General features: G+C 74.1%; 13 protein-coding genes. 5 read left to right on the top strand and 8 right to left on the bottom strand.

All coding sequences use genetic code 11. The features are described from left to right. Positions 1–8 precede the first annotated feature (8 nt). The 3 genes from ACIO3P_RS01615 to ACIO3P_RS01605 form a co-directional block, all read right to left on the bottom strand. Positions 9–6,131, bottom strand: a complete 6,123-nt coding sequence (locus ACIO3P_RS01615) for an SDR family oxidoreductase (RefSeq protein WP_401849826.1) — start codon at positions 6,129–6,131, stop codon at positions 9–11. Beyond that, positions 6,128–7,711 carry a PfaD family polyunsaturated fatty acid/polyketide biosynthesis protein gene (locus tag ACIO3P_RS01610; protein ID WP_401849824.1) on the bottom strand — a complete coding sequence of 528 codons (1,584 nt, stop codon included), beginning with the start codon at positions 7,709–7,711 and terminating at the stop codon, positions 6,128–6,130. The genes ACIO3P_RS01615 and ACIO3P_RS01610 overlap by 4 nt, the downstream gene beginning before the upstream one ends. 95 nt (positions 7,712–7,806) lie before the next feature. Beyond that, positions 7,807–8,961, bottom strand: coding sequence for an SDR family oxidoreductase (locus ACIO3P_RS01605; protein WP_401849822.1), 1,155 nt, complete (start codon positions 8,959–8,961; stop codon positions 7,807–7,809). A gap of 624 nt (positions 8,962–9,585) precedes the next feature. Here ACIO3P_RS01605 and ACIO3P_RS01600 point away from each other — a divergent pair. The 5 genes from ACIO3P_RS01600 to ACIO3P_RS01580 all read left to right on the top strand — a co-directional run bounded on the left by ACIO3P_RS01600 (position 9,586) and on the right by ACIO3P_RS01580 (position 14,372). Beyond that, positions 9,586–10,884, top strand: a complete 1,299-nt coding sequence (locus tag ACIO3P_RS01600) for a wax ester/triacylglycerol synthase domain-containing protein (RefSeq protein WP_401849821.1) — start codon at positions 9,586–9,588, stop codon at positions 10,882–10,884. A 121-nt stretch (positions 10,885–11,005) separates the two neighbouring features. Further along, positions 11,006–11,620, top strand: coding sequence for an ABC transporter ATP-binding protein (locus tag ACIO3P_RS01595; RefSeq protein WP_401849820.1), 615 nt, complete (start codon positions 11,006–11,008; stop codon positions 11,618–11,620). Continuing rightward, the gene (locus tag ACIO3P_RS01590; protein ID WP_329822668.1) at positions 11,617–12,453 is read left to right on the top strand and encodes an ABC transporter permease; all 837 of its coding nucleotides are present in this window, start codon (positions 11,617–11,619) and stop codon (positions 12,451–12,453) included. Before ACIO3P_RS01595 ends, ACIO3P_RS01590 begins: the two co-directional genes overlap by 4 nt. Positions 12,454–12,519: 66 nt before the next feature. Further along, positions 12,520–13,059, top strand: coding sequence for a helix-turn-helix domain-containing protein (locus ACIO3P_RS01585; protein WP_329822669.1), 540 nt, complete (start codon positions 12,520–12,522; stop codon positions 13,057–13,059). Continuing rightward, entirely contained in the window at positions 13,056–14,372 is a 1,317-nt protein-coding gene (locus ACIO3P_RS01580; RefSeq protein WP_329822670.1) for an MFS transporter, read from the top strand. The genes ACIO3P_RS01585 and ACIO3P_RS01580 overlap by 4 nt, the downstream gene beginning before the upstream one ends. On the opposite strand, the gene ACIO3P_RS01575 is transcribed toward ACIO3P_RS01580, so the two are convergent. The 5 genes from ACIO3P_RS01575 to ACIO3P_RS01555 all read right to left on the bottom strand — a co-directional run bounded on the left by ACIO3P_RS01575 (position 14,341) and on the right by ACIO3P_RS01555 (position 23,264). Then, a complete protein-coding gene (locus tag ACIO3P_RS01575) occupies positions 14,341–16,296 on the bottom strand; it encodes a class I SAM-dependent methyltransferase (RefSeq protein WP_329822671.1) in 1,956 nt (651 codons plus the stop codon). The two genes, ACIO3P_RS01580 and ACIO3P_RS01575, sit on opposite strands and share 32 nt — an antisense overlap. After that, on the bottom strand, positions 16,214–17,635 hold the full coding sequence (locus ACIO3P_RS01570; protein WP_401849819.1) for a cytochrome P450: 1,422 nt from the start codon (positions 17,633–17,635) through the stop codon (positions 16,214–16,216). The genes ACIO3P_RS01575 and ACIO3P_RS01570 overlap by 83 nt, the downstream gene beginning before the upstream one ends. A gap of 271 nt (positions 17,636–17,906) precedes the next feature. After that, positions 17,907–22,028: an amino acid adenylation domain-containing protein gene (locus ACIO3P_RS01565; protein ID WP_401849817.1), complete on the bottom strand. Its 4,122-nt coding sequence runs from the start codon at positions 22,026–22,028 to the stop codon at positions 17,907–17,909. Next, positions 22,025–23,041 (bottom strand): guanitoxin biosynthesis L-enduracididine beta-hydroxylase GntD, encoded by a 1,017-nt coding sequence (gene gntD, locus ACIO3P_RS01560; protein ID WP_401787309.1) that lies wholly within the window; start codon positions 23,039–23,041, stop codon positions 22,025–22,027. The genes ACIO3P_RS01565 and gntD overlap by 4 nt, the downstream gene beginning before the upstream one ends. Further along, positions 23,034–23,264: an MbtH family protein gene (locus ACIO3P_RS01555; protein WP_401787311.1), complete on the bottom strand. Its 231-nt coding sequence runs from the start codon at positions 23,262–23,264 to the stop codon at positions 23,034–23,036. Before ACIO3P_RS01555 ends, gntD begins: the two co-directional genes overlap by 8 nt. Positions 23,265–23,277: the final 13 nt, after the last annotated feature.

Genomic DNA, 23,277 nt, shown 5'->3' with positions numbered 1-23,277 from the left:
TGGGTCGCTCAGGAGGGACGGCTGACGAGTTCCACGCCGAGCAGTTCCAGACGGACCGACCCGTCCGCGTCGATCAGCGCCGCGTCGCAGCGGGCTCCCGTGCTGTGCGCCTTCCGGCCCCGCACCACACACCGCACGGTGCCGTCCACCGGGCCGCGCCGGTGCACCCTGCATTCCGCGACGGCCATCGGCAGCGTCGCCGCACCGACGGCGTTCCGTGCCCAGAGCAGGGCGAGTTGGAGCGCGCCGTCCACGGCCGCCGGGTCCAGCGCCCAGTGTTCCCCCCTCCAGCCCAGGGCGCGCACGCCCGCGACGGTCGCCTCGGCGCCGTGCTCCGAGACACCGTGCGGGGTACGGAGGGACTGGAACCGGGGTCCGTGGAAGAGGACCTCTCCGTCGTAGAACTCGGCGCGGTCCAGCGGCTCCAGGCCGTCCGGGCTGCCCCAGGCGGCCGGATCAGGCTCCGCCGCCCCGGTGTCCAGCACGGCCCGGAAGTGCGCCACACCGTCCGCGCCCCGCAGCTCCGTCTCCAGTCCCGCCGCCGAACCGGCCGCCCCCCGGCTGCCCCGTACGGTGAGCCGGTGGCCCTCGCCGGTCAGTTCCGGCAGGGTGAGCTTCTTGTACACCCGCAGATCGCGCAGGACGAGCGGTCCGGCATCCGGCCGCCAGGCGGTGGCCGCCCCGGCGAACCAGTTCAGGACCATCGCCACGGGCAGCACGGGAACCCCGGCGATCGCGTGGTCGGCCAGTTGCGGCAGGGTGTCCGCCCGGACCAGCACCTGTGCCGGGGGAGGGTCGCCGCCGGGGGACAGGGCCGCCGGATCGTCCCCGGCAGCCAGAATGACCCGCGCCTCGCCGCTCGTACCGTCCAGTTCGGCGGTGAAGGCGGCGGCGCCCCGTTCCAGAGGGATGAGCGGAACCCCGGACCGGCCGAAGTGCGCGGCCAGGGCCGGTGTGACCATACCGCCCTGCCACGGGCCCCAGGCGACGCACCGCACCAGACAGCCGGGCCGGCGGGCCTGCTCGGCGGAGGCCACCTGGCCCAGGACCTCGTTGGCCATGGCGTAGTCGCTCTGCCCCACGTTGCCGTGGACGGCGGCCACCGAGGAGAACAGGCAGATGACGTCGAGCGGATCGTCCGCCGTCGCGGCCAGGAGCGCGCGCAGACCGTCCACCTTGGTCGACATCACTCGCTCGACCTGCGCGTCGGTCTTGTCGACGATCCGCTGGTCGGCCAGCACCCCCGCACCGTGCACGACGCCGGTGACCGGCCCCCACTCCTCGCGTACGTCGCGCAGTGCGGCGGCGAGTGCCTCGCCGTCGCGGGCGTCGACCTGGACGTACCGGGCGGGAGACCCCGCCGCTGCCAGTGCGGCCAGCGTCGCCCGTACCTCACGCGCGGCCAGGATCTCCCGGGCCCGTGCCGTGATCCGGGCGGGCGAGGAGTCCGCCGTGCCGGTGGCGGGGTGCTCCGCGGAGCGTTCAGCGAGCAGCCGGACGAGCGCCGGTTCGTCACCGGCCGAGGCCAGCCCGTCGGGCTCGGGGACCTGTTCGGTCCGGCCGAGCAGCACGATCCGCGGACGGTGTGTCCTGGCCAGGTCCAGCAGCGCGGCGGCGGTCACTCCCCGGGCGCCTCCCGTGGCCACGATCACCGAAGCGGAGGTGATCCGCCGCGTGGCGGCGGGCGTCACCGGCGCGGGCACCGCCCGGGGGGTGGTGCGGGTACCGTCCGCGCGCAGACCGGCCTCCATGGCGGGGCCGCCTTCGAGCAGTTCCCGCACGATCGCCTCGGCGACCGCCTCGTCGTCCCGGCCGCCCCGCTCGCAGTCGACGGCCTTGACCGAGGCGCCCGGCCACTCCTTCGCCGCGGTCCTGACCAGAGCGGCGACACCGCCCAGCCACGCACGGTCGGGCGCGTGGCCGCCGAGCCCGAAGTCGCCCCCGGTGTCCTGCACGGTCACGAACAGCCCGCCCCCTTCCGCCGCTCGGGCCGCCACCGAGCGCGCCGCACGGAACACCGACCGGTGGACCTCCCGCGCCTCGTCCGGCGTACCGCCCCCGGTCAGCGCGCCGAGGTGGACGACCCCGCGCGCGTCCTCGGGCACTTCGGCGACCGCGGTGGCGTCCACGCCGCGCTCCGCCAGCCTCCGCGCGACGAGGCCGGTGAGACCGCCGCCGTCGAGTCCCTCTCCGGTCACCACGAGCGGCCCGTCCAGGAGCCCCGCCATCGCCAGACCCGCCGCCGGTGACTCCACCGCGCGCGGCACCAGCCTGGTCAGCGCCGCCTCCGGCCCGGCCCCGGCCTCCGTACCGGCCCCGGACAGGGCGGGCAGGGCGGGGGACTCGGGGGCCGGGGCGCTCACCGTGTCGGGAGCCTCCGGGACGGTGGCGGTGGTGAGCGCCTCGACGATCTCGCGCAGGGTGCGGAGCTTGCCGAGCTGACCGACATCCCCCGCCGCGACATCGCCCACCTGCCGGCGCACGGCGGACAGGATCTCGACCCGCTTGATGGAGTCGACCCCCAGATCCGCCTCCAACTCCATGTCCACGCCCAGCATGTCCGTGGGATAGCCGGTGAGCCGGGCCACCACCGAGAGCAGCAGCTCTTCCAGCTCCGACGCCGACAGGGGGGCGGAGGCGGCCGGTTCGGGCGGAGCCATCCGGTCGGGCGCCGGTACGGGTACGGGGAGAGGTACGGCCGCGGGGGCGGGGACAGGGGCAGGGGCGGTTACGGGAACCTCGACCGCGGCCGGTGTCATGGACACCGGTGCCCGAGGCGGCGCCGAAGGACGGGGGAGCGGCAGCGGTGCCGGGGGAGGGGGAGCGGGGGCCTCGGCCACCCCGCCGAGCATCGCGGTCAGGGTCGTCTCGGTCATCCGCAGGAAGGCGATATGGCTGTCCGTCAGCATGCGTTGGCAGGCGGCGTGGGCCTCCGCCGTCTGCCGCTGGACGCTCTCGACCGCGGCGTACCAGTCGGCACCGCCGGTGGCCCCGGGCGCGGTGCCGTAGCCGGGCACCGCGGCATCGGCGGGCTCCGTTTCGTACACCGGTGGCTCCGACGGGGGGAGAGGGGTGGGGGAGTACGCGGGCATGGAAACCGCCATGGTGTCGGGAGCGGGAGCGGGAGCGGGAGCGGGAGCGGGAGCGGGGCTGGGGTCGGGAGCGGGGCCGGGGGCGGGCCGCGGCTGTCGCTCCAGCGGTGCTCCCGGCGCGGGCGGCGGTGGTTCGGCGGCTCCGCCGAGGGGCGGATAGAGCTGACCGTGGTTGGCTCCGCTGATCTTCACGGTCATCCGGGGCCCGCGCTCCTTCGCCGGGGTTCCGGGCGGGGCGTACGGCGCCCAGAGAGGGGCGAGATCGAGGGGCACACCGCGGACGGCGAGTGCGCCGAGCGCGGCGTGCAGGGTACTGATCCCGGACCGGCCCGGCCGCTCCAGGGGGACGGCCGCGTGCTCGCGGTCGCCGAGGATCTGTCCGACCAGGCCGGTCAGCGCGGTGCCGGGGCCGACCTCGACGAAGGTCCGCACCCCCGCCGCGTACATCGCCTCGATCTGGTCCTGGAAGAGCACCGGCGAGGCGAGGTGGCCGGCGATCCGGCGGCGTACCTCGTCGGGCGAGGCCGGGTAGGGGGCCGCGTCCGCGTTGCCGTAGACCTCGATCCTGGGCTCCGAGAGCGGGACCGTGTGCAGGAACGCGGCGAGCGGTTCACAGGCCGGGGCGACCAGCGGGCTGTGGAAGGCGGTCGAGGCGGTCAGCCGGCGGGTGCCGACCCGCTCGGCCGCAAACGCCCTCTCGGCCCGCGCCACCGCCTCCGTCGTCCCCGAAAGTACCGTCTGAAGAGGGGAGTTGTGGTTGGCGGGCCAGAGGTCGCCGAGTCCGCCACCGGCCAGTACCGCCGTCACGTGCGCGCGATCCGCCGCCACGGCGAGCATCGCGCCCGGCGCGGTGGCCACGTCCCGCATCAGCTCACCGCGTCTGCGGGCCACGGCGACCAGCGACCCGGCGTCCAGGACACCCGCGCAGTGCAGTGCCACCAGCTCACCGAAGCTGTGGCCCGCCACACAGTCGGGCCGCAGCCCCAGGGACCGCACCACTTCCAGCAGCGCGAGCGCGTGCACCGCGAGCGCGGGCTGCGCCCACTCGGTGGCGGCCAGCGACTCCCGCTGGGCGGCGCGCTCCTCGTCGGTGAAGGCGGGCGGCGGGAACACCACCCGGTGCAGCGGCGGCCCGTCGGACCCGGTGCCGCCCCGTTCGTCCCACACGGCTTGTGCGGCCGGTGCCAGCATGGCGAGTTCGGCGCCCATCCCGACGTACTGGGCCCCCTGTCCCGGGAACAGGAAGCCGATACGGCCGGGCGTGGGTGTCCCCGAGGCGTACCGGACACCGGTCGGTGTGGAGAACGCCGTGCCGGGCCGCTGCCGGATCAGTGCGAGTGCCCGCGCGTACTTCTCCCGTAACTCCTCGACGCCGGTGGCGACGACGGCCAGCCGTACCGGGGCGGTGGGCGAGAACGCGCCGTGGCTCTCCCGCGCGAGCGCGGCCAGCGAACGGCCGTCCCCGGTGTCCGGTGCCACCAGGTCGGACGGCGACGCGCCGCTGAACAGGACGAGTTCGCTCGGCGCGGAGCGGTGGCGCGGTGCCACCCGGCCCGGGGTGCCCGAGTTGCCCGGGGTGCCCGAGGGCACGTACTCCTCCAGCGTGACGTGGAAGTTGCTGCCCCCGAAGCCGAAACTCGACACCGACGCCCGGCGCGGGTGACCGGCGGGCCGTACCCAGGGGCGGGCCTCGGTGTTGACGTAGAACGGACCGTCGGGCGCGGCTGCCGCCGGGTTCGGCCGGTCGACCTTGATGGTCGGCGGCAGCACCTGGTGGTGCAGGGCCATGACCGCCTTGAGCAGTCCCGCCGCGCCCGCCGCGCACTTGGTGTGGCCGATCTGCGACTTGACCGAGCCGATCGCGCACCACTGTCCGTCCGGGCGCCCCGACGCCCCGAACACCTCGTTCAGGGCGGCGAGTTCGGCGGTGTCACCGGCCTTGGTGCCGGTCCCGTGCGCCTCGACCAGCTCCACGGTCCCCGGTCCGTAGCCCGCCTCCTCGTAGGCGCGTCGCAGAGCACGGGCCTGCCCGTCGGGCAGCGGCGCGTAGATCGCCGAACTCCTGCCGTCGGACGAGGTGCCGATGCCCCGGATCACCGCGTGGACGCGGTCGCCGTCCCGCTCGGCGTCGGACAGCCGCTTCAGCGCGTACATGACGACGGCTTCGCCGAGCATCGTGCCGTCCGCCGTGTCCGACAACGGGCGGCAGTCGCCGCTGGGGGAGAGCGCGGGCGTCTTGGAGAAGGACAGGAACATGCCGATTCCGTTGCCGGTGTCCACACCACCGCTGATCACCAGGTCGGCCCGGCCGAGCGCCAGCTCGCCGACCGCGGTGGACAGCGCCGCCAGGGAACTGGCGCAGGCGGCGTCGGTGGTGTGGTTGGTGCCGTGCAGATCGAACCGGTGGGCGATCCGGCCCGCGACGACATTGCCGAGCAGCCCGGGGAAGGTCGACTCCCGCCACGGCGTGTAGTGCGCCGCGATGCGGTCGCACACGGCCCGCGCCTCGGCCTCGGGCAGTCCACTCTCCCGTAACGCCTTGAACCACACGGGGCGTTCGGTGCGCCCGTACATGTGCGACAGCAGTTCCAGGGCGGACACCCCGAGGACGACGCCGATCCGGTCCCGGTCCAGGCCCGCCGGACCACCGGCATCGGTCAGCACCTGGTCGGCCACCATCAGGGCGAGCAGTTGCGAGGTGTCCGTCGCGGACAGGCTGGTGGGCGGCACACCGTACGCCATCGGGTCGAAGTCGATGTCCGGCAGGAACGCGCCCCGGCGGGCGTACGTCTTGTCGGGGGCGGCCGGGTCCGGATCGTAGTGGTCCGCCACCAGCCAGCGGGAGGCCGGCACCTCGGTCATCAGGTCCTGGCCGCCGGTCACGATCCGCCAGTAGCCGGCCGCGTCCCGCGCGCCGGGCACGAGGGCGCCGACACCGACGACGGCGACGGGCACCTGGCGAGGGGTGGCGGCGGTCACGGTCTCTCCTCGGAGTGGGACGGCGGGAGCTGAGGGATCGGGGGCGCCGCGGCCGCTCATGCCAGGGCGCACGGTGTGTGGACGAACGCGTCGGGCGGCAACGGGACTCCGTAGGTACGCAGTTGGTGGGCGCGGGTGAGTACCGCGGCGCCTTCGAGCAGGTTGAGCGCGATCTGCGCCACGGACCGGTTCGCCGGATCGGCCAGGAAGGTGCCCGCGGCCCACCGGTTGAACGCGCCCATCGCCGGACCGCACCAGATCTGGTAGTCGGCGCGCCGGGCCGACTCGCCGGTGATCGCCCATCGGCTCGAACTGCCCAGGTACCAGCGGAAGACCAGCGCCATCCGGTGCTTCGGGTCGGACGCGGCTCGGGTGATCTCGGTGGGGTCGCGCCGCTCCCAGAACGCGACGGTGTGCCGCCAGACCTCCTCGAACGGGGCGCGCAGGACGTCCCGTTCGATCGGGGCGCGCACCGCCGGCGGGATCTCCTCCAGCGAACCGTGTGCCCGGTACGCCGCGAGGAGCCGGCCGGCCCGCGCGGCGAACATCGTTCCCCGGGACAGCACTTGGAGGTGGACGCCCAGCTCGAACATGTCCGCCGCCGGTGCCATGGCCACATCGGCGATGTCCGCCTCGCAGAGCATCGCCTTGGCCTCGTCGGAGAGCCCCGCCTCGGTGGCCGTCTGGTTCACCGAGCCGACGACCACGTAGGACGCGCCGAGGGCGAAGGCGGCGGCGACCGCGTCCGGTGTGCCCAGGCCGCCGGCCGCGCCGACCCCGACCGCCCGGCGGTAGCCGAACCGCCGGCACAGTGTGTCGCGCAGCGAGGCGATCCTCGGCAGCAGGACCGACAGCGGCCGGTTGTCGGTGTGCCCTCCGCTGTCGGCCTCCACGGTGATGTCCTCGGCCACCGGCACGAGGGCCGCGCACTCCGCCTCCTGAGGCGTCAGCTCCCCCTGGGCGACGAGCCGGTCCAGCAGCGCGGCCGGGGCGGGCGAGAGGAACCTTTCGGCCACCTCGGGGCGGGAGACCTTGGCGAGCATCCGGGTCCGCCGGACGATCCCGCCGTCCGCGCCCCGGCGCAGCCCCCGGGCCGAGCACAGCACGACGGCCGGGGTCAGCTCCATGAACGCCGACGCCGAGATCCGGGGCACCTCGTGGCGCAGCAGCAGCTTGGCGACGCGGAACTCCAGCTCGGGTTCGGCCGGTGAGTGGATGAGGTTCACGCCCCAGTTCCGGTGGGAGCGCAGCTCGTCGGCGAGTGTGCGCACGGCCCGCTCCACGTCCTCGTAGGCCAGTCCGCCCGCGCCGAAGAAGCCGAGCATCTCGGCACGGGCCATCGCGGACACCATCCGGGTCGTCGCGATACCGTTCGCCATCTCGCCCGCGACATAGGGGAAACGGACGCCGTGCGCCTCGCAGAAGGTGCGCCCGCCGAGCCACTCGGGGTACAGCGGCGGCAGCGTACCGAGCACCGGGCCGCCGGGCACGGGGCCGGTCGCGAGCCCCCGTTCACGTCCGTCAGGGCCGCTGACGACATGGACGGGTTCCCGGATGAGCCGGGCGCGGGCGGCGATCCCCTCGGGGGTGAAGACCGGCGTGGACGCGGCGGGGGCGCCGGAAGCGGCGAGAACGGACACGGAGGGCTCCAGCGGGAGAGACGGGTCTCACGGTCACTCGGGAGTGCTGACGGGCACTCAGGAGTACGGGCGGGCTCGGGGACACCGACCGGCACTCAGGGGTGGTGGCCGGAGGGGAAGCCGGTCGGGGCCGGGGCCGCCGGCCCGGCGGGGACGCGGTCCCTCGTGGCCAGGCCGGAGCAGAGATAGCCGAGGTCCACCCGGCCGGAGGCCGCCGAAGGACCGAGCAGGGTCCTGACCCGGGTGTCGTCGAAGCGCCGCCGATGGGCGAGATAGGCCGTCAGCCCCGGATAGAACCTCAGCAGGGACTCCAGCGGCGACGGGTCGTCCGGCTCTGTGGCGACCAGCTCGATCGCGACCGATGTCAGCCGTTCCAGCAGGGTCACGACCGTCGGTACGGGCACGTCACGGTCGTGGACGACGTGGTACGTGTCGACCCCGCCCGAGGGCGTCCGGCTGGCGAGGCGCACCATGACCTCGGCCGCGTGCTCCACCTGTAGCAGGTTCAGCCGGCCGTGCGGATGTCCCACCAGCCGGACGCGGGGGCGGCCGTCGCGGCCCTGGCCCCCGGTTCCGGCGGTGCGCCGTGCGTCGCGCATGATCCGCTCGATGACCTGGAGCGGATGTGCGGGCAGCTCCGCGTGCGGCGGCAGGTCCGTGACCAGGACACTCGGCCGCAGCACCACGACCGGACGGGCGTGCTCCCGGGACCACGCGTGGATCAGCTTCTCCGCCTCGTACTTGGAGTGTTCGTAGGCGTTCTCGAAGCCGTACGCGTCGTCCAGTTCGTCCTCGTACGCCACGCCCTCGCGTCGCCGCCCGGCCACGAAAGCCGTACTCACGTGGTGGACCACGGGCCGCCCGCGCCCGGCGGCGGCCAACTCCAGTACGTGCCGGGTGCCTTCGACGTTGGTCCGGCGCAGCTCGGGGAGGTCTCCCTCCAGGTTGATACTGCCCGCGCTGTGCCAGATCGCGCCGAGACCGTCGGCCAGTTCCTGGAAGGCGCGCCCCGAGAGGCCCAGCCGGGGCCGCTCCAGTTCGGTCTCCACCACCCGCAGCCGGCCGGTGAGTCCGGTGGTGAACTCCTCGGGCGCGCCGGTCAGTTCGAAGAACCGGGTGATGCGGTGCAGCGCGTCACCCGAGCCCGCGTGGACCAGGACCGTCACCGACCGGTGCGCGGCGAGCAGACGGCGCAGCAGACGCAGTCCGAGGAATCCGGTGGCGCCGGTGAGGGCGACATGCACGACCATGACTCCAAAGATCTCGAAAGTTCCGAAAGGGACGGGACCGCGACCGCGTTACGGCGGTGGGTTGCCGTCATCGCGGAACCAGCGGAGCTGCCAGGGCATTTCGGCAGCGCGGTGCGTGGGTGTGGCCGGGTGTGGCCGCGCTGTCGGAGGTCACCCGGCTCGGAGGTCACCCGACAGGCTCCCTGACCCTCCTCCCGGGCCCGGCGACCGCTGACGCAAGGCACACAGTGCCAGGCGGCGGGCGGTGGCGGAGCCCCGATTCACCCTCCTCACCTGAACGGAGTACCCGCGCCCTGGCCCGGGGTGCGCCAGGAGGGTTCTGCGGGAGTCCCGTCGCAGGTCAGAGGGGTCGACTGTACGGATGTGCGAAGCGGCTCCTGCGGTACGGACCGCCCACGGCCCTGTCCCCCTTTCGGGTGGTTTCACGGGCCCCGATCGGGACGCGGTCCCGGGGCGCGCGACGCTGGTCGGCGGGCGGGGTGAGTGTGCTGGGCCGGACTACGGGACGGGGCCGGCGCACACTCCGGGGGCGCCGGGCGCGTACGGAGGTCCACCGCCGCCGGATATAAACGGGCGTCCATCACGTCCGGATGGGCACCGTGCCGATCGAACTGGAGTGGTCCGATGCCCGAGTCCGTACCGTCAGCCCCGTCCGTTCCCTCGCCCCGCCACCCCGCCCACGCGCTCGACCGGGCGTTCCTCAGCATGGAGCGCCGCCACCCCGACGCCCGCTGGGAAGCCGGTGGCGTCGCGTATCTGAGCGGTCCGCCCCCGAGCCTGGCGGACTTCCGCGCGTACGTGGGCTTCCGCCTCCCCCAACTGCCCTTGCAGACGAGCCGGGTCGAGGGCGGTCCGCGACGCCCCTGGTGGCGGCCGGACTCGGACTTCGCCGTCGACCGGCATGTGCACGAAGTGGTCGCGGACGGCCCCGGGGAGTGGGACTCGGCCCTGCACACCGCGCTCAACGCGCCCTTCGCGCCGGGAACCTACTGGGGGGCCTGGCTGGTCCACGGCCACGTGCCCGACCGGTACGCGGTGTGTTACCGCTTCCGCCATGCCTGTCAGGACGGTTCGGCCGCCGCGATGACGTTCCGGGCCATGCTGGGTGAGGGGGAACCCTCGGCCCGCCCGGTGCCGGGGAAGGGCCGCCGGGCCGACCTGCCCCGACGGGTGGGCCTGGCCGTCGGCCTGGCCGTGAGGTTCGCGGCCGGCCCCCTGGTCGTCCGCGGACCCCGTCCGGCCCTCCCCTTCGTACCCACGGGCGAGAGGCGGCTGTGGCGCGGCCGGGTACCGGCGGACGCCCTCCGCCGGATCGGCGCGGCGCGCGGCGGCTCGGCCCACGACGTCCATCTGGCCGCGCTCGCCGGTGCGTTGGCGGCCTGGTCGGAGCGGTCCGGCGTACCGCTCCCACGGGTGACGGCACTGGTACCCGTCGACGCGCGCCGCCCCGACGAGGACCAGACCTGGGGCAACCGTTGTTTCGCCCTGCCGCTGGAGCTGCCCCTGCGGACGGGCCCGAAAGGCGCGGACGCTTCCCGGGACGGCGCCCCGCCGCTGTGGAGGGTGGACCGCGTCATGGCGAGGACCCGGAAGCTTCGGGGCGAGACCTGGCGACAGGCCATGCAGGACATGGTCCGGTTCATGCCGGGCCGTCCGACCGAGTGGTACCTGCGACGGGTGACCTCACCGCGCGTCACCGACGTCATGGCCACCTCCATGCCGCTCGCCGACCAGGCCGGCCTGGGGGACACCCATGTGACGGGAACCGCCCTGCTCCCCCTGCTCGTACCCGGACACCTCTTCGGGGTGGGCCTGTCCTTCTTCGGCACCTGGGCCGAGGTGTCCTTCGTGGCCGACCGGGCCCTTCCCCTCGGGGAGTCGCTGCCGGGACTGTGGGAGCGGGCCGTGGTCGAACTGGAGTAGGCCCCGGCGCCCAAGTGAGCGGTGTGCGGCGCCGTTTGCGCCGCCATCCGGGAGACCTGAAGGCGGAAGACCGAAGACGCAATCCAGAAGACCCGAAGACCTGAAGGGACGGAGCGGCCCGATGGACGTCAGAGAAGTGCATCACTCCTACCGTCGGCACGCCGTCCTGCGGGGCGTCGACCTCCATCTGCGGCCCGGGGTCCTCGCCGGGATCGTCGGGGAGAACGGCGCGGGCAAGACGACGCTGCTCAAGATCCTCTCCGGTGAACTCGCCCCTGACCGGGGCTCGGTGCGTCACAGCGGGAGGTTCGGCTACTGCCCGCAGTCCGTGGTCCTGGACGACTCCTTCACCGTACGCCAGCATCTGGACCTCTTCCGGCACGCCTTCGGGCTCGCGGATCTGCGGCGGGCCGAGGAGGTGATGGAGACCCTGGCCCTCACCGAGTACCTCGACCGGCGCGCGGGGCTGCTCAGCGGGGGCTCGCGGCAGAAGCTGAACCTGACCCTGGCGCTCATGCACGACCCGGACGTGCTGCTGCTGGACGAGCCGTACCAGGGCTTCGACTGGGAGACGTATCTGCGCTTCTGGGAGTTGGCGACGGAACTGCGCGACGCCGGACGCTCGGTGCTGGTCGTCTCACACCTGGCGTACGACGTCGACCGGCTGGACGAGCTGTGGCGCCTGGAGGACGGACGCCTCACCCGCCGGGACCGGGCGTCGGAGGAGCCGGTATGAGGAGGCACTGGGCCCTGTTCACCACGGCTTCCCGGTACGCGCTGATCGGGCACGCCCGCAACCGGTTCGCGATGCTGCTGGTCGTCGTGTACATCCCCGTCTGGATCGCCCTGGCCTACGTGACCATTCCCGACCGGCCGGCGCCCTTCCGGCTGCGGGCCACGGGCGAGGTCCTGTCCCCGCCCGGCAACCACCTCACCCAGATCACCGGAGCGCTGAACGCGGTCACACTGATCGCCGGGTTCATGATGTTCGCCGCCACCTTCACCGGCGGTGCCTTCGACCGGCGCCTGGCGATGGCGGGATACCCGCGCTTCCACCTGGTGCTCGCCAAGCTCTCCGCGCTCACCCTGGTCTGCGCCGCCATCGCCGCGTACGCCACGGCGGCGGCCGGCTTCGCCTGGTCCCCCCGGCAGCCCCTCATGCTCGCCGCCGGGCTGTTCTGCGCCGCCCTGACCTACGGCGCGCTCGGCGTGGTCTTCGGGTCGGTGCTCGGCCGGGAAGTGGAGGGGATGTTCGCCATCCTGATGATCAGCATCCTCGATGTCGCGCTCCAGAACCCTCTCTCCAGCTCCGGATCGGACAGCGCCGTCGTACGCTTCCTGCCCTCGTACGGGGCCGTGCAGGCCAGCATGTCCGCGGCCTTCTCCACCGCGTCGGTGGCCCAGGGCCTCGCGATCCAGCTCCTCTGGCTCACCGGCGCGGCGTTCGCGGCGTTCCTGGTCTTCCGCCGGCGTACCCGCGACGCGCTCCCACGGGCACGGAAGCGACGTCCTCCGGACACCACCGGGTCGAAAGCGGACCAGGCCGTATCGGGCGAGCGGCCCAACTGAGGCCCAGGCCGACAGCCCCAAAAGAAGTGTTTGACAGTGCGCTGACCGGGGCCGGATACTCATGGCATGTCCGCTGCCGAGAGACGCGCGGAGCTCGGCGGGCTGCGTGCGCTGGCTCATCCGCTGCGCCTGCGCCTGTTGTCCCTGCTCACCGCGCACGCCATGAGTGCCAGTGAGGCCGCGCGCGAGTTGGGCGAGTCGCAGGCGAATGTCAGCTACCACATGCGCCATCTGCACACCGCCGGCCTGCTGGAGATGGTCGAGGAGACCTCCGTGCGCGGCGGCCGGGCCAAGCGGTACCGCCACAACCCGGCGAGTGGGGAGTCCGTCTCCGGCGGATCCCTCGACGACTACGCGGGCCTGGCCGCCGCCCTCTCCGAGGAGTTGCGGCGCCGCAGCCGCGAGCGGGTCGACGGATCGCCGGGGGCCTTCACCGACGCCGAGTTGTGGCTGCCCCCCGAGGCATGGGAGCGGGTGCGGGAGCTCGCCGTGGAGCTGGGGGTGATCATGCACGCCGAGGCCCGGCCGCCGGACACACCGGGGACCGTACGTGCCAGCGCGACGCTCATGCTGTTCGAAATGGCCCGAGAGGGGACCTCAGAGTGACCGAGCGAGCTGAGAAGGCTTCCGTTCTGGCGTCCTTACGCCACCGGAACTTCCGCAACCTGGTGTTCGGCCGCACGATGACGCACTGCGCCAACTCCATGGCGCCCATCGCCCTGGCCTTCGCCGTCCTGGACATGACGGGCTCCGCCGTCGATGTCGGGATCGTCGTCGGCTCGCGGTCGATCGCCAACGTCCTCCTCGTCCTCTTCGGCGGCATCCTCGCCGACCGGGTGCCGCGCTCCCTCATCCTCCAGGGGTCCAGCCTGTCGGCCGCGACGGTGCAGGCGGCGGTCGCGGTGGTGCTGCTCACCGAGGCCGCCTCGCTCGGGGTGCTCATCCTGCTGAGCGTGGTCAACGGCGCGGTGGCAGCGGTGTCGATGCCCGCGTCGGCCTCGCTGGTCCCGCAGACCGTTCCGGCCGGGGAACTGCGCGCCGCCAACGCCCTGAGCCGCATGGGTGTGAACACCGGCATGATCGTCGGCGCCTCGGTCGGCGGCATGATCACGGCCGTCTTCAGCCCCGGCTGGGGTATGGCCGCCAACGCCGTCGTGTTCGCGGGCGCCGCCCTCGCCTACCACGGTGTGCGCGTGCCCCGGGCGAAGCCGACGTCGGACGCGCCCGCCCAGCCGCTGCGCGAACTCCGGGAAGGCTGGGCGGAGTTCACCGCACGCACCTGGGTGTGGGTGGTGGTGCTCCAGTTCTTCGTGGTCAACGCCGTGACCGCGGGCGGCATCCAGGTGCTCGGACCGACCATCGCCAACAGCACCTACGGGCGCACCGCCTGGGGGCTGGTGCTGGCCACACAGATGGCCGGCGCGCTCATCGGCGGGTTCGTGGTGGGCCGTTCCCGCTCCCGTCACGCCCTGCGCATCGGCGTGGCCGTGGTGGCCCTCGACGCCCTGCCGCTGATCGCGCTGGCCGAGGCGGCGCCCCTGGCGCTGCTGGTGGTGGCGATGTTCCTCAACGGCCTCGCACTGGAGCAGTTCGGAGTCGCCTGGGACGTGTCGCTCCAGGAGAACGTCCCGCCCGACCGGCTGGCGCGGGTCTACTCGTACGACATGCTGGGCTCGATCCTCGCGCTGCCCGTCGGTGAGATGACGGCAGGCACCCTCTCCGAGCGCTACGGGTCGCGCGCGACGCTTCTCGGCGGCGTGTGCCTGGTCCTTCTCGCCACCGTCGCGGCGCTGTGCAGCAAGGACGTCCGGTCGCTGACCGTCAAGGGCGGGCTGGTGGAGGCCGAGGCGCCGGGGGCGGCGGCCGTCGCCCCCGGCACCGTCGCCGCTACCGAGCCGACGCGGGATCCGGCGGGGTGAGGACCGTGAGGCCCGGGAGTGTGAAGCGCGCACCGACCGGGCCGGACGGTTCCGTGCCGGAGCCGGCGGCCACGGACCCCGGCGGCTCCGTCCGTCCGGTGCGGTGGGCGTGGTACGCCGCCACCACGCCGCGTACGAAAGGACCGGCGCCCGCGCCGTACGCCTCGGGGCGCCGCGAGACGACCGTGAGCCGGTGCTCCTCGGGACCGAGGACGAACAACGCCGCCGACTCGTCCGGCAGTTCCCCGGTCAGCCGGGGCAGCGCCCCGGTGGTGGCGTTACGGGCCCGCAGGAGCACCGAGGGGCCCAGGCGCGCCCGCAGCGCGCTCAGCCACGCCCCCCGGTCCACCCGGCCCACCAGGCGCAGCGAGACCTCGGCCCGGCCGTCCGGCAGCGGTCGCCACGCCCAGGCGTCCGGCCGGGGGTCGTGCTCCACCGGGAACGGCGCGGGCAGCCGGTCAGCGGACGGGAGTTCGGGCAGGACGACGACGGCGCCGGGGAGCCGCCCGCCGGGCAGCCGCTCGGCGAGGTGGGCCGCCAGCGCGGCGGCCAGCGGCGCCGTCGGGTCGATGACCGCCGGTGTGGCGGCGTACTCCGTCAGGCGGTCGGGAGCGGCCGGCCGGGCCGGGGCGTAGCCGCCGGACGGAACCGGAGCACCCTGCTCGCCGTCCGGCCCCTCCGCGCTCCGCCAGAACACCGCGTCGAGGGCGGTGGGGTCGAGGGGCGACCAGGTGACGGTCACGGCGTAGCCCAGGCGGGCGCCGAGTGCCCGCAGGGCGTCGGGCTCGGGCACCGTGGAGGGTGGTGCGGTGCGCAGCAGCGCCTTCGCGGTGGCGACGTCGGCGCCCGCGTCGAGCGCGCGCAGCGCGGCGGTCTCGGCGGCGATCCGGGCGTTCGGGACCGACTCCAGACGCAGGGCCGCCCCCGGGCGGTGCGCGGTCAGCAGCTCCGCCACCTCCGCGAGTGTGTGCGCGCCCTCGCCCCAGCGCACCCGTGGGGCGGCGGAGAGGTCGACCGTCGGACGGGCGGTGCGCAGCACGACGTCGTACCGGTAGCGCGTCAGCTCGTTGTGCGCCCGCCCCTCCTTGATCTGGAGGTCGACCGCCGTGATGCGGGGGAACACGGCGGGCAGCGCGGCGAAGAACCCGGGGTCGACGTGGAGTTCCTTGTCCTGCGCCAGGCCGTCGGCGAGGCCGCGCAGCAGCGTGGCCCGGTCCGACGTGCCGTCGTCGCGGCTGAGCCTGACCGCGCAGTGGAAGCCCCGTTCGAGGGTGGCGGTGCGCACGTCACCGAGGAACAGGGAGCCGTCGGGCGCGGTGAGCGAGAGCGCCCTGCCGATGACGTCGAGCAGATGGGCGTCGTCGGGGAAGTACTGGATGACGGAATTGAGGACGACGGTGTCGAAGTGACCGGCCGGCAGTCCGTCGACGACGTGGGCGGGAGCGCACCGCAGCCGTACCCGCCCGGCGAGGGAGGGGCGCTCGCGAAGCCGGTCGTCGAGCAGCGCGACCGCGCGCGCCGAGTAGTCCGTGGCCCAGTACTCGGCGCAGTGCGGGGCGAGTTCGGAGAGGAGCAGCCCGCTGCCCGCGCCGATCTCCAGCAGACGGCGGGGGCGCAGCGCCCGGACGCGCGCCACCGTGGCGTCGCGCCACTGACGCATCTCCTCCAGCGGGATGGGACTGCCGTCGTAGGTGCTGAACCAGCCGCCGAAGTGCTCCCCGAGCGGCAGCGGCTCCGGGTCCGCGTACAGGGACTCGAACACCTGATGCCAGTCGCTGAGCTGCTCCAGGCGCAGTTCCTCCCCGGCCCAGGCGCGGGGAACCACGTACGAGACGTTGCCATCACCGGTCGTCAGGGCCTGGTGTACGCAGGGGTGGTCCAGCAGCGCGGCGTCGATCTCCTCGGAGCGGGGTGTCGGTTCCATTCGGTGTCGTTCCGTCCTTCCGTCCTTCGCCGTCACCGCCACCGGCCGGTGGTACGGGGGCCGGGCGGGGCCGCAGGGTGGCCCGCAGGCCGGACGGCGCGCGCACGGCCTCCGGCCTGCCGGGCGGAGCCGCCGCCCCCGGGGCGTCGATGTCGTAGTGGGCGAGCAGGGTCGTGATACCGCAGACCATCTGGACCATGCCCAGTTGGACTCCGGCGCAGATCCGGGGGCCGCCGCCGAAGGGGCGGTACGCGCGCGGCGCGTGGGCGGGGGCGTCCGCCAGCCAGCGGCCGGGACGGAATGCCCAGGGCTCGCTCCACCAGCGCTCGTCGTGGTGGAGGAGGTAGAGGCTGAACGCCACCCGCTCGCCGGGCTCCAGACGTACGCCGCCCACGGTGACCGGGCGGACCACGTCCCGTTGGAGCAGCCAGGCGGGGGAGTGGAACCGCAGCACCTCCTTGAGGAACGCCACGGTCAGAGGGGCGGCGCGCAACGGGTCACGGACGATCCCGGCGAGGCCGACCGAGGCGATCTCCTCGCGCAGGGCCGCGGCTTCCGCGGGGCGGAGCGCGAGTTCCCGTACCCCCCAGGCGAGAGCCGCGGCGGGGGAGGCCAGGGAGGCGACCAGCATGGTGCGCATCATGGCGGGCAGCCGGCCGCCCAGCTCGTCTCCTCGCGCGGCCAGCACCTGGAGGAAGTTCCGCGCCTCGGGGTCGTCGGGCGGCGCGCCGCGCGCCGCGGCGTCGTCGATCAGCTCCGCCAGTTCCGCGCCGGTCGCGCGGATACGGCGGGCACGGGGCAGCGGGAGCCAGGACGGCAGCAGCCCGGAGGTGGCCGCCCCCGCCAGCAGTGCGCGCAGATGGTCGGCCGCGGCGCGCTCCAGCCGCTCCCCGTACGGCCCGGCGCACAGGTCGGCGACGGTGGCGCCGCAGATGTCGAAGAGTGTGTCGACCACGTCGATCTCGGAGCCCGCGTGGCGCGCGAAGTGCGCCTGGAAGGCCGCCGCGATGGACTCGCCGGAGGCCCGTGCCGCCGAGGTCCCGAGAAGATGGGTGCTGTCCGCGCGGGCGCTCAGCCACGCCTGCCCTCCGGTGACGCCTCCCTCCCCGGCCGCCTCAGCGGCACCCAGCGCGAAGGCGCCATGGGCGTCGGCGAAAATATCGTGTATGTGGTCGGGGTGCTGGAACACCGTCAGGGTGTTGCTGAAGCGGAATATGTCGCCCTGTAGTCGGAGCTGACCGCGGAGAAATTCCAGAGGGTCCTGTTCGAAGGCGCTCGCATTGCGGATCTGCTGGCGCCGGGTGAGCGGATCCAGAAGTCTGCCCTTTTCCATTTCCATCCGTTTCCCGCCCGCTGCGCCGTGGGGCCCGGCGAGGTGACGCCGGGCCCCACGGCTTCCGTTTCGTAAGGTCAGAGCCAGACGATCGGGGTGTAGGCGACGCGGCGCATCCCCTTGTCGGTGCGGCCCATGACGTGGAGGATCGTCGCCTTCATACGAGCCATTTCAGCAACTCCTTCGATGAGGGAAAACCGCCGTTCGGCGATTCGGGATAATCCTAATGACGCCGGACTTGGTCGTCCATAAGGGATAGGGGGGAATTTCGGCCGTATCATCCGGGGGTTTCGTCTCGCTGCTCGCTTTCCATTCCGTACAGCGAATTCAGCCAGGCCCGCGTTTCCCGCGCGGCCGACCACACATGAGGCCGGCGCATGACGCTGTGGTGGTCGCCGGGCACCTCCCGGATCGCCAGGCCCTCGCCGAGCACCGGCCGCCACGGCTCCCAGCGCTCGTCCGCCCGCTCGTCACGGCAGGCCAGATAGAGCGCCGGCCCCGGATGCGGTGGGACACGGTGCCGGGACAGTGCCGCCAGATGGGCGCGGAAGACCCTCAGCCGCGCCTGAAGCCGGTCGAGTTCCGTCTCCTCGCCCAGCACCCCGCGCCGGCGCGCCCACCTCAGCAGCGCAGCCGCGTCGGGCCACTTCCCGTCGTGGACGTGCTCGGTCAGCCCGGCCCCCGCGGCCAGATGGGCGCCGAACTCGGCGAGAGGGTCCGCGACATCGAACTCGGGTCCTGGCACCGTGCTGTCGATGAGCACCACCGGGGGCGCCACACCGCCCGCCGCCCGCAGCCGGTGCGCCATCTCCACCGCGACCACCCCGCCCATCGACCACCCCACCAGCGCCGCCGGCCCGTCGACGCCCTCCTGGCGCAGCAACGTCAGGTAGTGGTCGGCCATCTCGGGTACGGACTCCAGCGGGCGCGGGCCGGAGACGGGATCGAGACCGGGGGCGACGGCCCCGAGGACCGGGAAGCCGGCGCCGAGGGCGGTGGCGAACTCGGCGTACCCCAGGACGTCCCCGCCCACCGGCGGCAGGCAGACCACCGGCGCCCGGCCGGAGCCCTCCCGCAGGACCGTCACCCGTGTCGCACCCGCGGGCCCCTCCGCTTCCCGCGCGCCAGGCGTCGCCAGCAGCCCGGCGTACAGCTCCACGGTCGGCGCCTCGAACAAGGACGCCGGGGCCAGCCGCGCACCGGCCTCCCGGTTCAGCCGGCCGACCGCGCGCAGCGCCGTCAGGGAGTTGCCGCCCAGTACGAAGAAGTCGTCCGCCAGGCGCAGCCCGTCGCGCCCGAGCACCTCGCCCCAGACCTCGGCGACCAGACGCTGCTCCGCCGTGCGCGGCGTCGGCGAGTCCGGGCGGCCGACCGGTGCCCCGGGGTCGGGCAGCGCCCGCCGGTCGGTCTTCCCACTGGCTGTCAGCGGGAGCGCGGGGAGGACCACGTACTGCGACGGCACCAGGTGCGCGGGGAGCCGCGAGCGCAGCGCGGTGGCCAGCGCACGGGGGGCCAGCGTCTCCGGACCCGCCACATACGCCACGAGCCGGGCCTCCGGGCCCTTCCCGTACGCGGTGACGGCCGCGCCGCGCACACCGGGCGAACGCAGCAGGGCGTGTTCGATCTCGCCGGGTTCGATGCGCAGGCCGTGCAGTTTGATCTGGTGGTCCGCGCGGCCGAGATGCTCCAACTCCCCGTCGGGACGCTGCCGCACGAGATCCCCGGTGCGGTAGATCCGGCCGCCGGGGACCGGCGTGAACGGGTCGGGCACGAAGTGCGCGGCGGTGAGCGAGGGCCGGTCGAGATAGCCGCGCGCCAGACCCGCGCCGCCGAGGTACAGCTCGCCCACCGCGCCCTCGGGCAGCGGACCGCCGCGCTCGTCGAGCACATAGGCGAAACAGCCGTCCACCGGCCGGCCGATCGCGGGCCGGGCCGTCTCCGGCGGCACCTCGCTCCAGGTGGAGTAGACGGTGTCCTCGCTCGGCCCGTAGAGGTTGACGACGCGGAGGTCGACGACGCGCCGCACCGACCGGCGCGCGTGCACCGCCCGCGCGAGCGTGGCGGGCAGCGGCTCACCGGCGAGGTTCACCGTACGGACGGATCCGGGCAGGGAGTGCTCCAGCAGATGGTCCTGAAGGAGGCTGGGGACCGTATTGACCAGCGTGATCGGCGGGGCGCCGTCCGGCGGTGCGGACAACCCGCCCAGGCCGTCGGCGAGCACCACGGTGCCACCCCCGGCCAGTGGCACGAACAGTTCGAAGACGGAGATGTCGAACGAGAGCGGGGTGGCGGCCAGCACCCCGGCCAACTCCTCGGCCGTGTAGGTCCGCAGGGCCCATTCGACCATCGCGACGACACTGCGGTGTTCGACCGCCACACCCTTGGGGCGGCCGGTCGAACCCGAGGTGTAGAGCACATAGGCGAGGTCCGAGGGGCCGACCCGCGCACCGTCCCGCCCCTGCCCCTGCTCCTGCCCCCGGGACACCGGCTCGTCCGCGCCGCTCCCGTCGACCCGCAGGGCGCGCACCCCGGCCGCCCGGAAGGTGTCCTGCCCCGCGTCCGTACCGGTGACCACGAGGCGCACACCGCAGTCCTCCAGGACCCAGGTCAGGCGCTCGGCGGGCAGTGCGGTGTCGAGCGGTACGTAGGCCGCCCCGGCCAGGAGGACGCCCAGGACGGCGACGGGCAGCCGTGCGGTCCGCTCCAGATGGATCCCGACCCGGTCGCCCGGGCCGATCCCGAGCGCCACGAGCCGGTCGCGGAACGCGTGGGCCTCCCCGTGCAGTCGCCGGTACGTCAGCCGCTCCGCGCCGGCGGCCAGGGCGAGGGCGTCCGGGGTGCGTTCCGCCTGCCGCGCCACCAGGTCGCACACGGTGGTCCCGGGCGGTCCCGCGGGGGCCGCGCCCCGCAGGGCGGCGGGGCGGCCCGCCGTCCCCAGCCCGGACAGCGCGAGCGCGGTGCCGTGGTCGGCGACCGCCGTGAGGACGGCGACGACATGGTCCAGCACGCGCCGCGCCGTTGCCTCCTCGAAGTGTTCTTCGGCGAGGCTCAGCCGCAGGGCCAGGCTGCCGTCCAACCGCTCGCTCACCCACAGGTCCACGTCGAAGCGGGACCCGCCGCCGGGCGGTGTGATCTCCTCACCCGGCACGCCGCCCAGTGCCACCGGGTGCTCGGTGAAGCCCTCCATCGACAGGAACGCCTGGAAGAGCGGATTGTGCCCGGGCACCCGCCGCGCGCCCGTCGCGTCCACCAGGACGTCGAAGGGCACGTCCTGGTGGGCGTAGGCGTCCAGCGCCGTCCGCCGCGTGCGCGACAGCAGCCCGGCGAAGGTCTCCGCCCCCGCCCGCACGCTGCGCAGCACGACGGTGTTCACGAACAGCCCGACCGTTCCCTCGCCCTCCTGACGGTGGCGGCCGGAGACGGGCGACCCGACCAGCACGTCGTCCTGCCCCGTGAACCGGTGCAGGGCCAGGGAGTAGGCGGCCAGCACCACCATGAAGGGCGTGGCGCCCTCGGCGTGCCCGCGCTCCCGCAGCCGTACGGCGGTCCGCACCGGCAGCTCCGCGGCGGCTCCGACGACCCCGTCCGCCGCGCCCGCCCCGCCCACCGTGCCCGGGGCGTCCGCATGGTCGGCGGGCAGTGCGAGGAGTTCGGGCGCGCCCGCCAACTGCCGCCGCCAGTAGGCGATCTGCCCTGCGGCCTCCGGACCCTCCAGCCACGCACGCTGCCAGGCGGCATGCCGTGCGTAACGGTACGGGGGCGCCGGCAGCGCCGCCCGACGCCCGGCCGCCTCGGCGTCGTAGAGCGCGGCCAGGTCGGTGAAGAGGATCTCCAGCGACCAGCCGTCGGCGACGCTGTGATGCAGCGTCAGCACCAGCACCGTGGCCTCCCGCGTGAGCAGGATCCCGGCGCGCACCAGCGGCCCCCCGTCGAGGCGGAACGGCTCGTCGGCCGCCTCCTCGACGCGCCGCCGCACCTCCTCGGCCGCCTCCTCCGGCGACGCCGCCCCGCGCAGATCGGTCACGGGGCAGCGCAGCGGCTCCCCGGAGGGCAACTGGACCGGCACCCCGTCGATCTCCGTGTACCGCATCCGCAGCATCTCGTGCCGCTCGACCAGCGCGAGCAGCGCCCGGCGCAGCGCGGCGGTGTCCACCGGCCCGCGGAAGCGGTACGCCAGCGGGATGGTGTAGGCGGCCCTGCCGGGCGTCAACTGCCCCATGAACCACATGCGCCGCTGCGCCGCTGTCAGCAGGACCTCGTCACCGAGCCGCTCGTCGCCACGGACCCGGGCGAGGAACGCGCTCCGGCGCTCCGGCGGGAGGAGCGAGAGGCGCTCGAAGGGGCCGCCGGCGGACGGGCGGGTGCCCTCCGCCGGTAGCGGCCGTCCGGTGTCCGTCACTGGTCGCCGACGAGCACGTGCCGGGTGTCCTTGCTCCAGGCGGACCAGCAGCGGCCCAGGTCCCTGCTGACGCTGATGCGCTTCAGCCAGCGGTCCTTGCCGTCGTACCGGGCGGCGAACGGCCTGCGGCCGTGCACGGCGCTGCGGTTGTCCACCAGCAGCACGTCGCCCGGCGCCAGCGCCACCTGGCGCAGGGAAGCCTCCACGGTGTCGTAGAACCGCCGCAGCACCTCGGCCAGCCGACCGTCCTCCGGGGGCTCCAGGAAGTACGGGTCCACGCACGCGTACGGGCGTTCGCGCGGCCCGAAGAGCACCGGGCGGCGCTCCGCCCCGTCACCCGTCACGCCGTGCGAGTGGTCGGGGAGCTGGCGGAACCTCGGCTCGAAGAGCACGTCGAAGGCCGGGTCGCCCAGGTCCCAGTCGGTCGCGCAGCTCACCGTCGTGGCGGCGGCCGTGGGGTTGCGCAGGCACAGCAGGCCGACGTAGTCGGGCCGGAAGGGGTGGAAGGCGTCCTCCGTGTGCCACCAGATCGGCTCCTGGCTGGCGAAGTTGATCTGGGTGTTCTCGTACTCCCGCATCGGCAGTACGTCGTGGACCACCGCACCGTCCTGCTGGCTCTGCCAGCCGAAGACCTCCCCGAGCAGGGAGCCGATCAGCACCGCCTGGATCTCCTGGCGGCGGGTGCGCTCCCGCGCCGGTGCCTCACCCCACGACGGGGGCGTGGTGCCGATGGCCTCGTCGTCCACCGCGAGGCCATGGACGAGGGCGTAGGCGGCCGGGCCGTCCTGCCGCAGTCTCCCCAGGGCCCGGCGGAGCCGGACCGGCAGCTCATGGGCGATCACCGGGGCCTCGCGGCAGAGGTCGTACGGCGCCGAGGCGGGCACCTCGCCGGCCAGCCGGGACGTGACGTCCTCCACCACCCGGCGCTCGGCGTCCGTCAGGGTCAGCTCGATGCCGGGGGCTCCCGGCGCGCTCACGCCCGCCCCTTCGGGCAGGCCGGCGGTCTCAGCCACGGTGTCCTCCGTTCGCCAGGGCGCCGCGTACCGACTTCGGGCGCATGTCGGTCCAGTGCTCCTCGATGTAGGCCAGGCAGGCGGCCTTGTCCTTCGCCTCGCCCACGGTCCGCCAGCCGTCGGGAACGGGGCGGCCGACCGCCCAGACCGAGTGCTGGTCCTCGTCGTTGACCACCACGAACCAGGCGTTCTCCACGCCCTCGTCGCTGTCCGTGTTCTCCATGGAGCCGTTCCTC

It is taken from the genome of Streptomyces sp. NPDC087310, assembly GCF_044744405.1.
Classification (GTDB): Bacteria; Actinomycetota; Actinomycetes; order Streptomycetales; family Streptomycetaceae; genus Streptomyces.
Note: the sequence above shows the minus strand (reverse complement) of the source record. Positions and strands in the feature narration are given on the sequence as shown.

What these genes read in the sequence shown, in the direction of transcription:
- ACIO3P_RS01615 (WP_401849826.1), bottom strand. Translation starts at nt 6,131, where the DNA reads ATGAGCGGCCGCGGCGCCCCCGATCCCTCAGCTCCCGCCGTCCCACTC.
- ACIO3P_RS01605 (WP_401849822.1), bottom strand. Translation starts at nt 8,961, where the DNA reads ATGGTCGTGCATGTCGCCCTCACCGGCGCCACCGGATTCCTCGGACTG.
- ACIO3P_RS01600 (WP_401849821.1), top strand. Translation starts at nt 9,586, where the DNA reads ATGCCCGAGTCCGTACCGTCAGCCCCGTCCGTTCCCTCGCCCCGCCAC.
- ACIO3P_RS01595 (WP_401849820.1), top strand. Translation starts at nt 11,006, where the DNA reads ATGGACGTCAGAGAAGTGCATCACTCCTACCGTCGGCACGCCGTCCTG.
- ACIO3P_RS01590 (WP_329822668.1), top strand. Translation starts at nt 11,617, where the DNA reads ATGAGGAGGCACTGGGCCCTGTTCACCACGGCTTCCCGGTACGCGCTG.
- ACIO3P_RS01585 (WP_329822669.1), top strand. Translation starts at nt 12,520, where the DNA reads ATGTCCGCTGCCGAGAGACGCGCGGAGCTCGGCGGGCTGCGTGCGCTG.
- ACIO3P_RS01575 (WP_329822671.1), bottom strand. Translation starts at nt 16,296, where the DNA reads ATGGAACCGACACCCCGCTCCGAGGAGATCGACGCCGCGCTGCTGGAC.
- ACIO3P_RS01570 (WP_401849819.1), bottom strand. Translation starts at nt 17,635, where the DNA reads ATGGAAATGGAAAAGGGCAGACTTCTGGATCCGCTCACCCGGCGCCAG.
- ACIO3P_RS01555 (WP_401787311.1), bottom strand. Translation starts at nt 23,264, where the DNA reads ATGGAGAACACGGACAGCGACGAGGGCGTGGAGAACGCCTGGTTCGTG.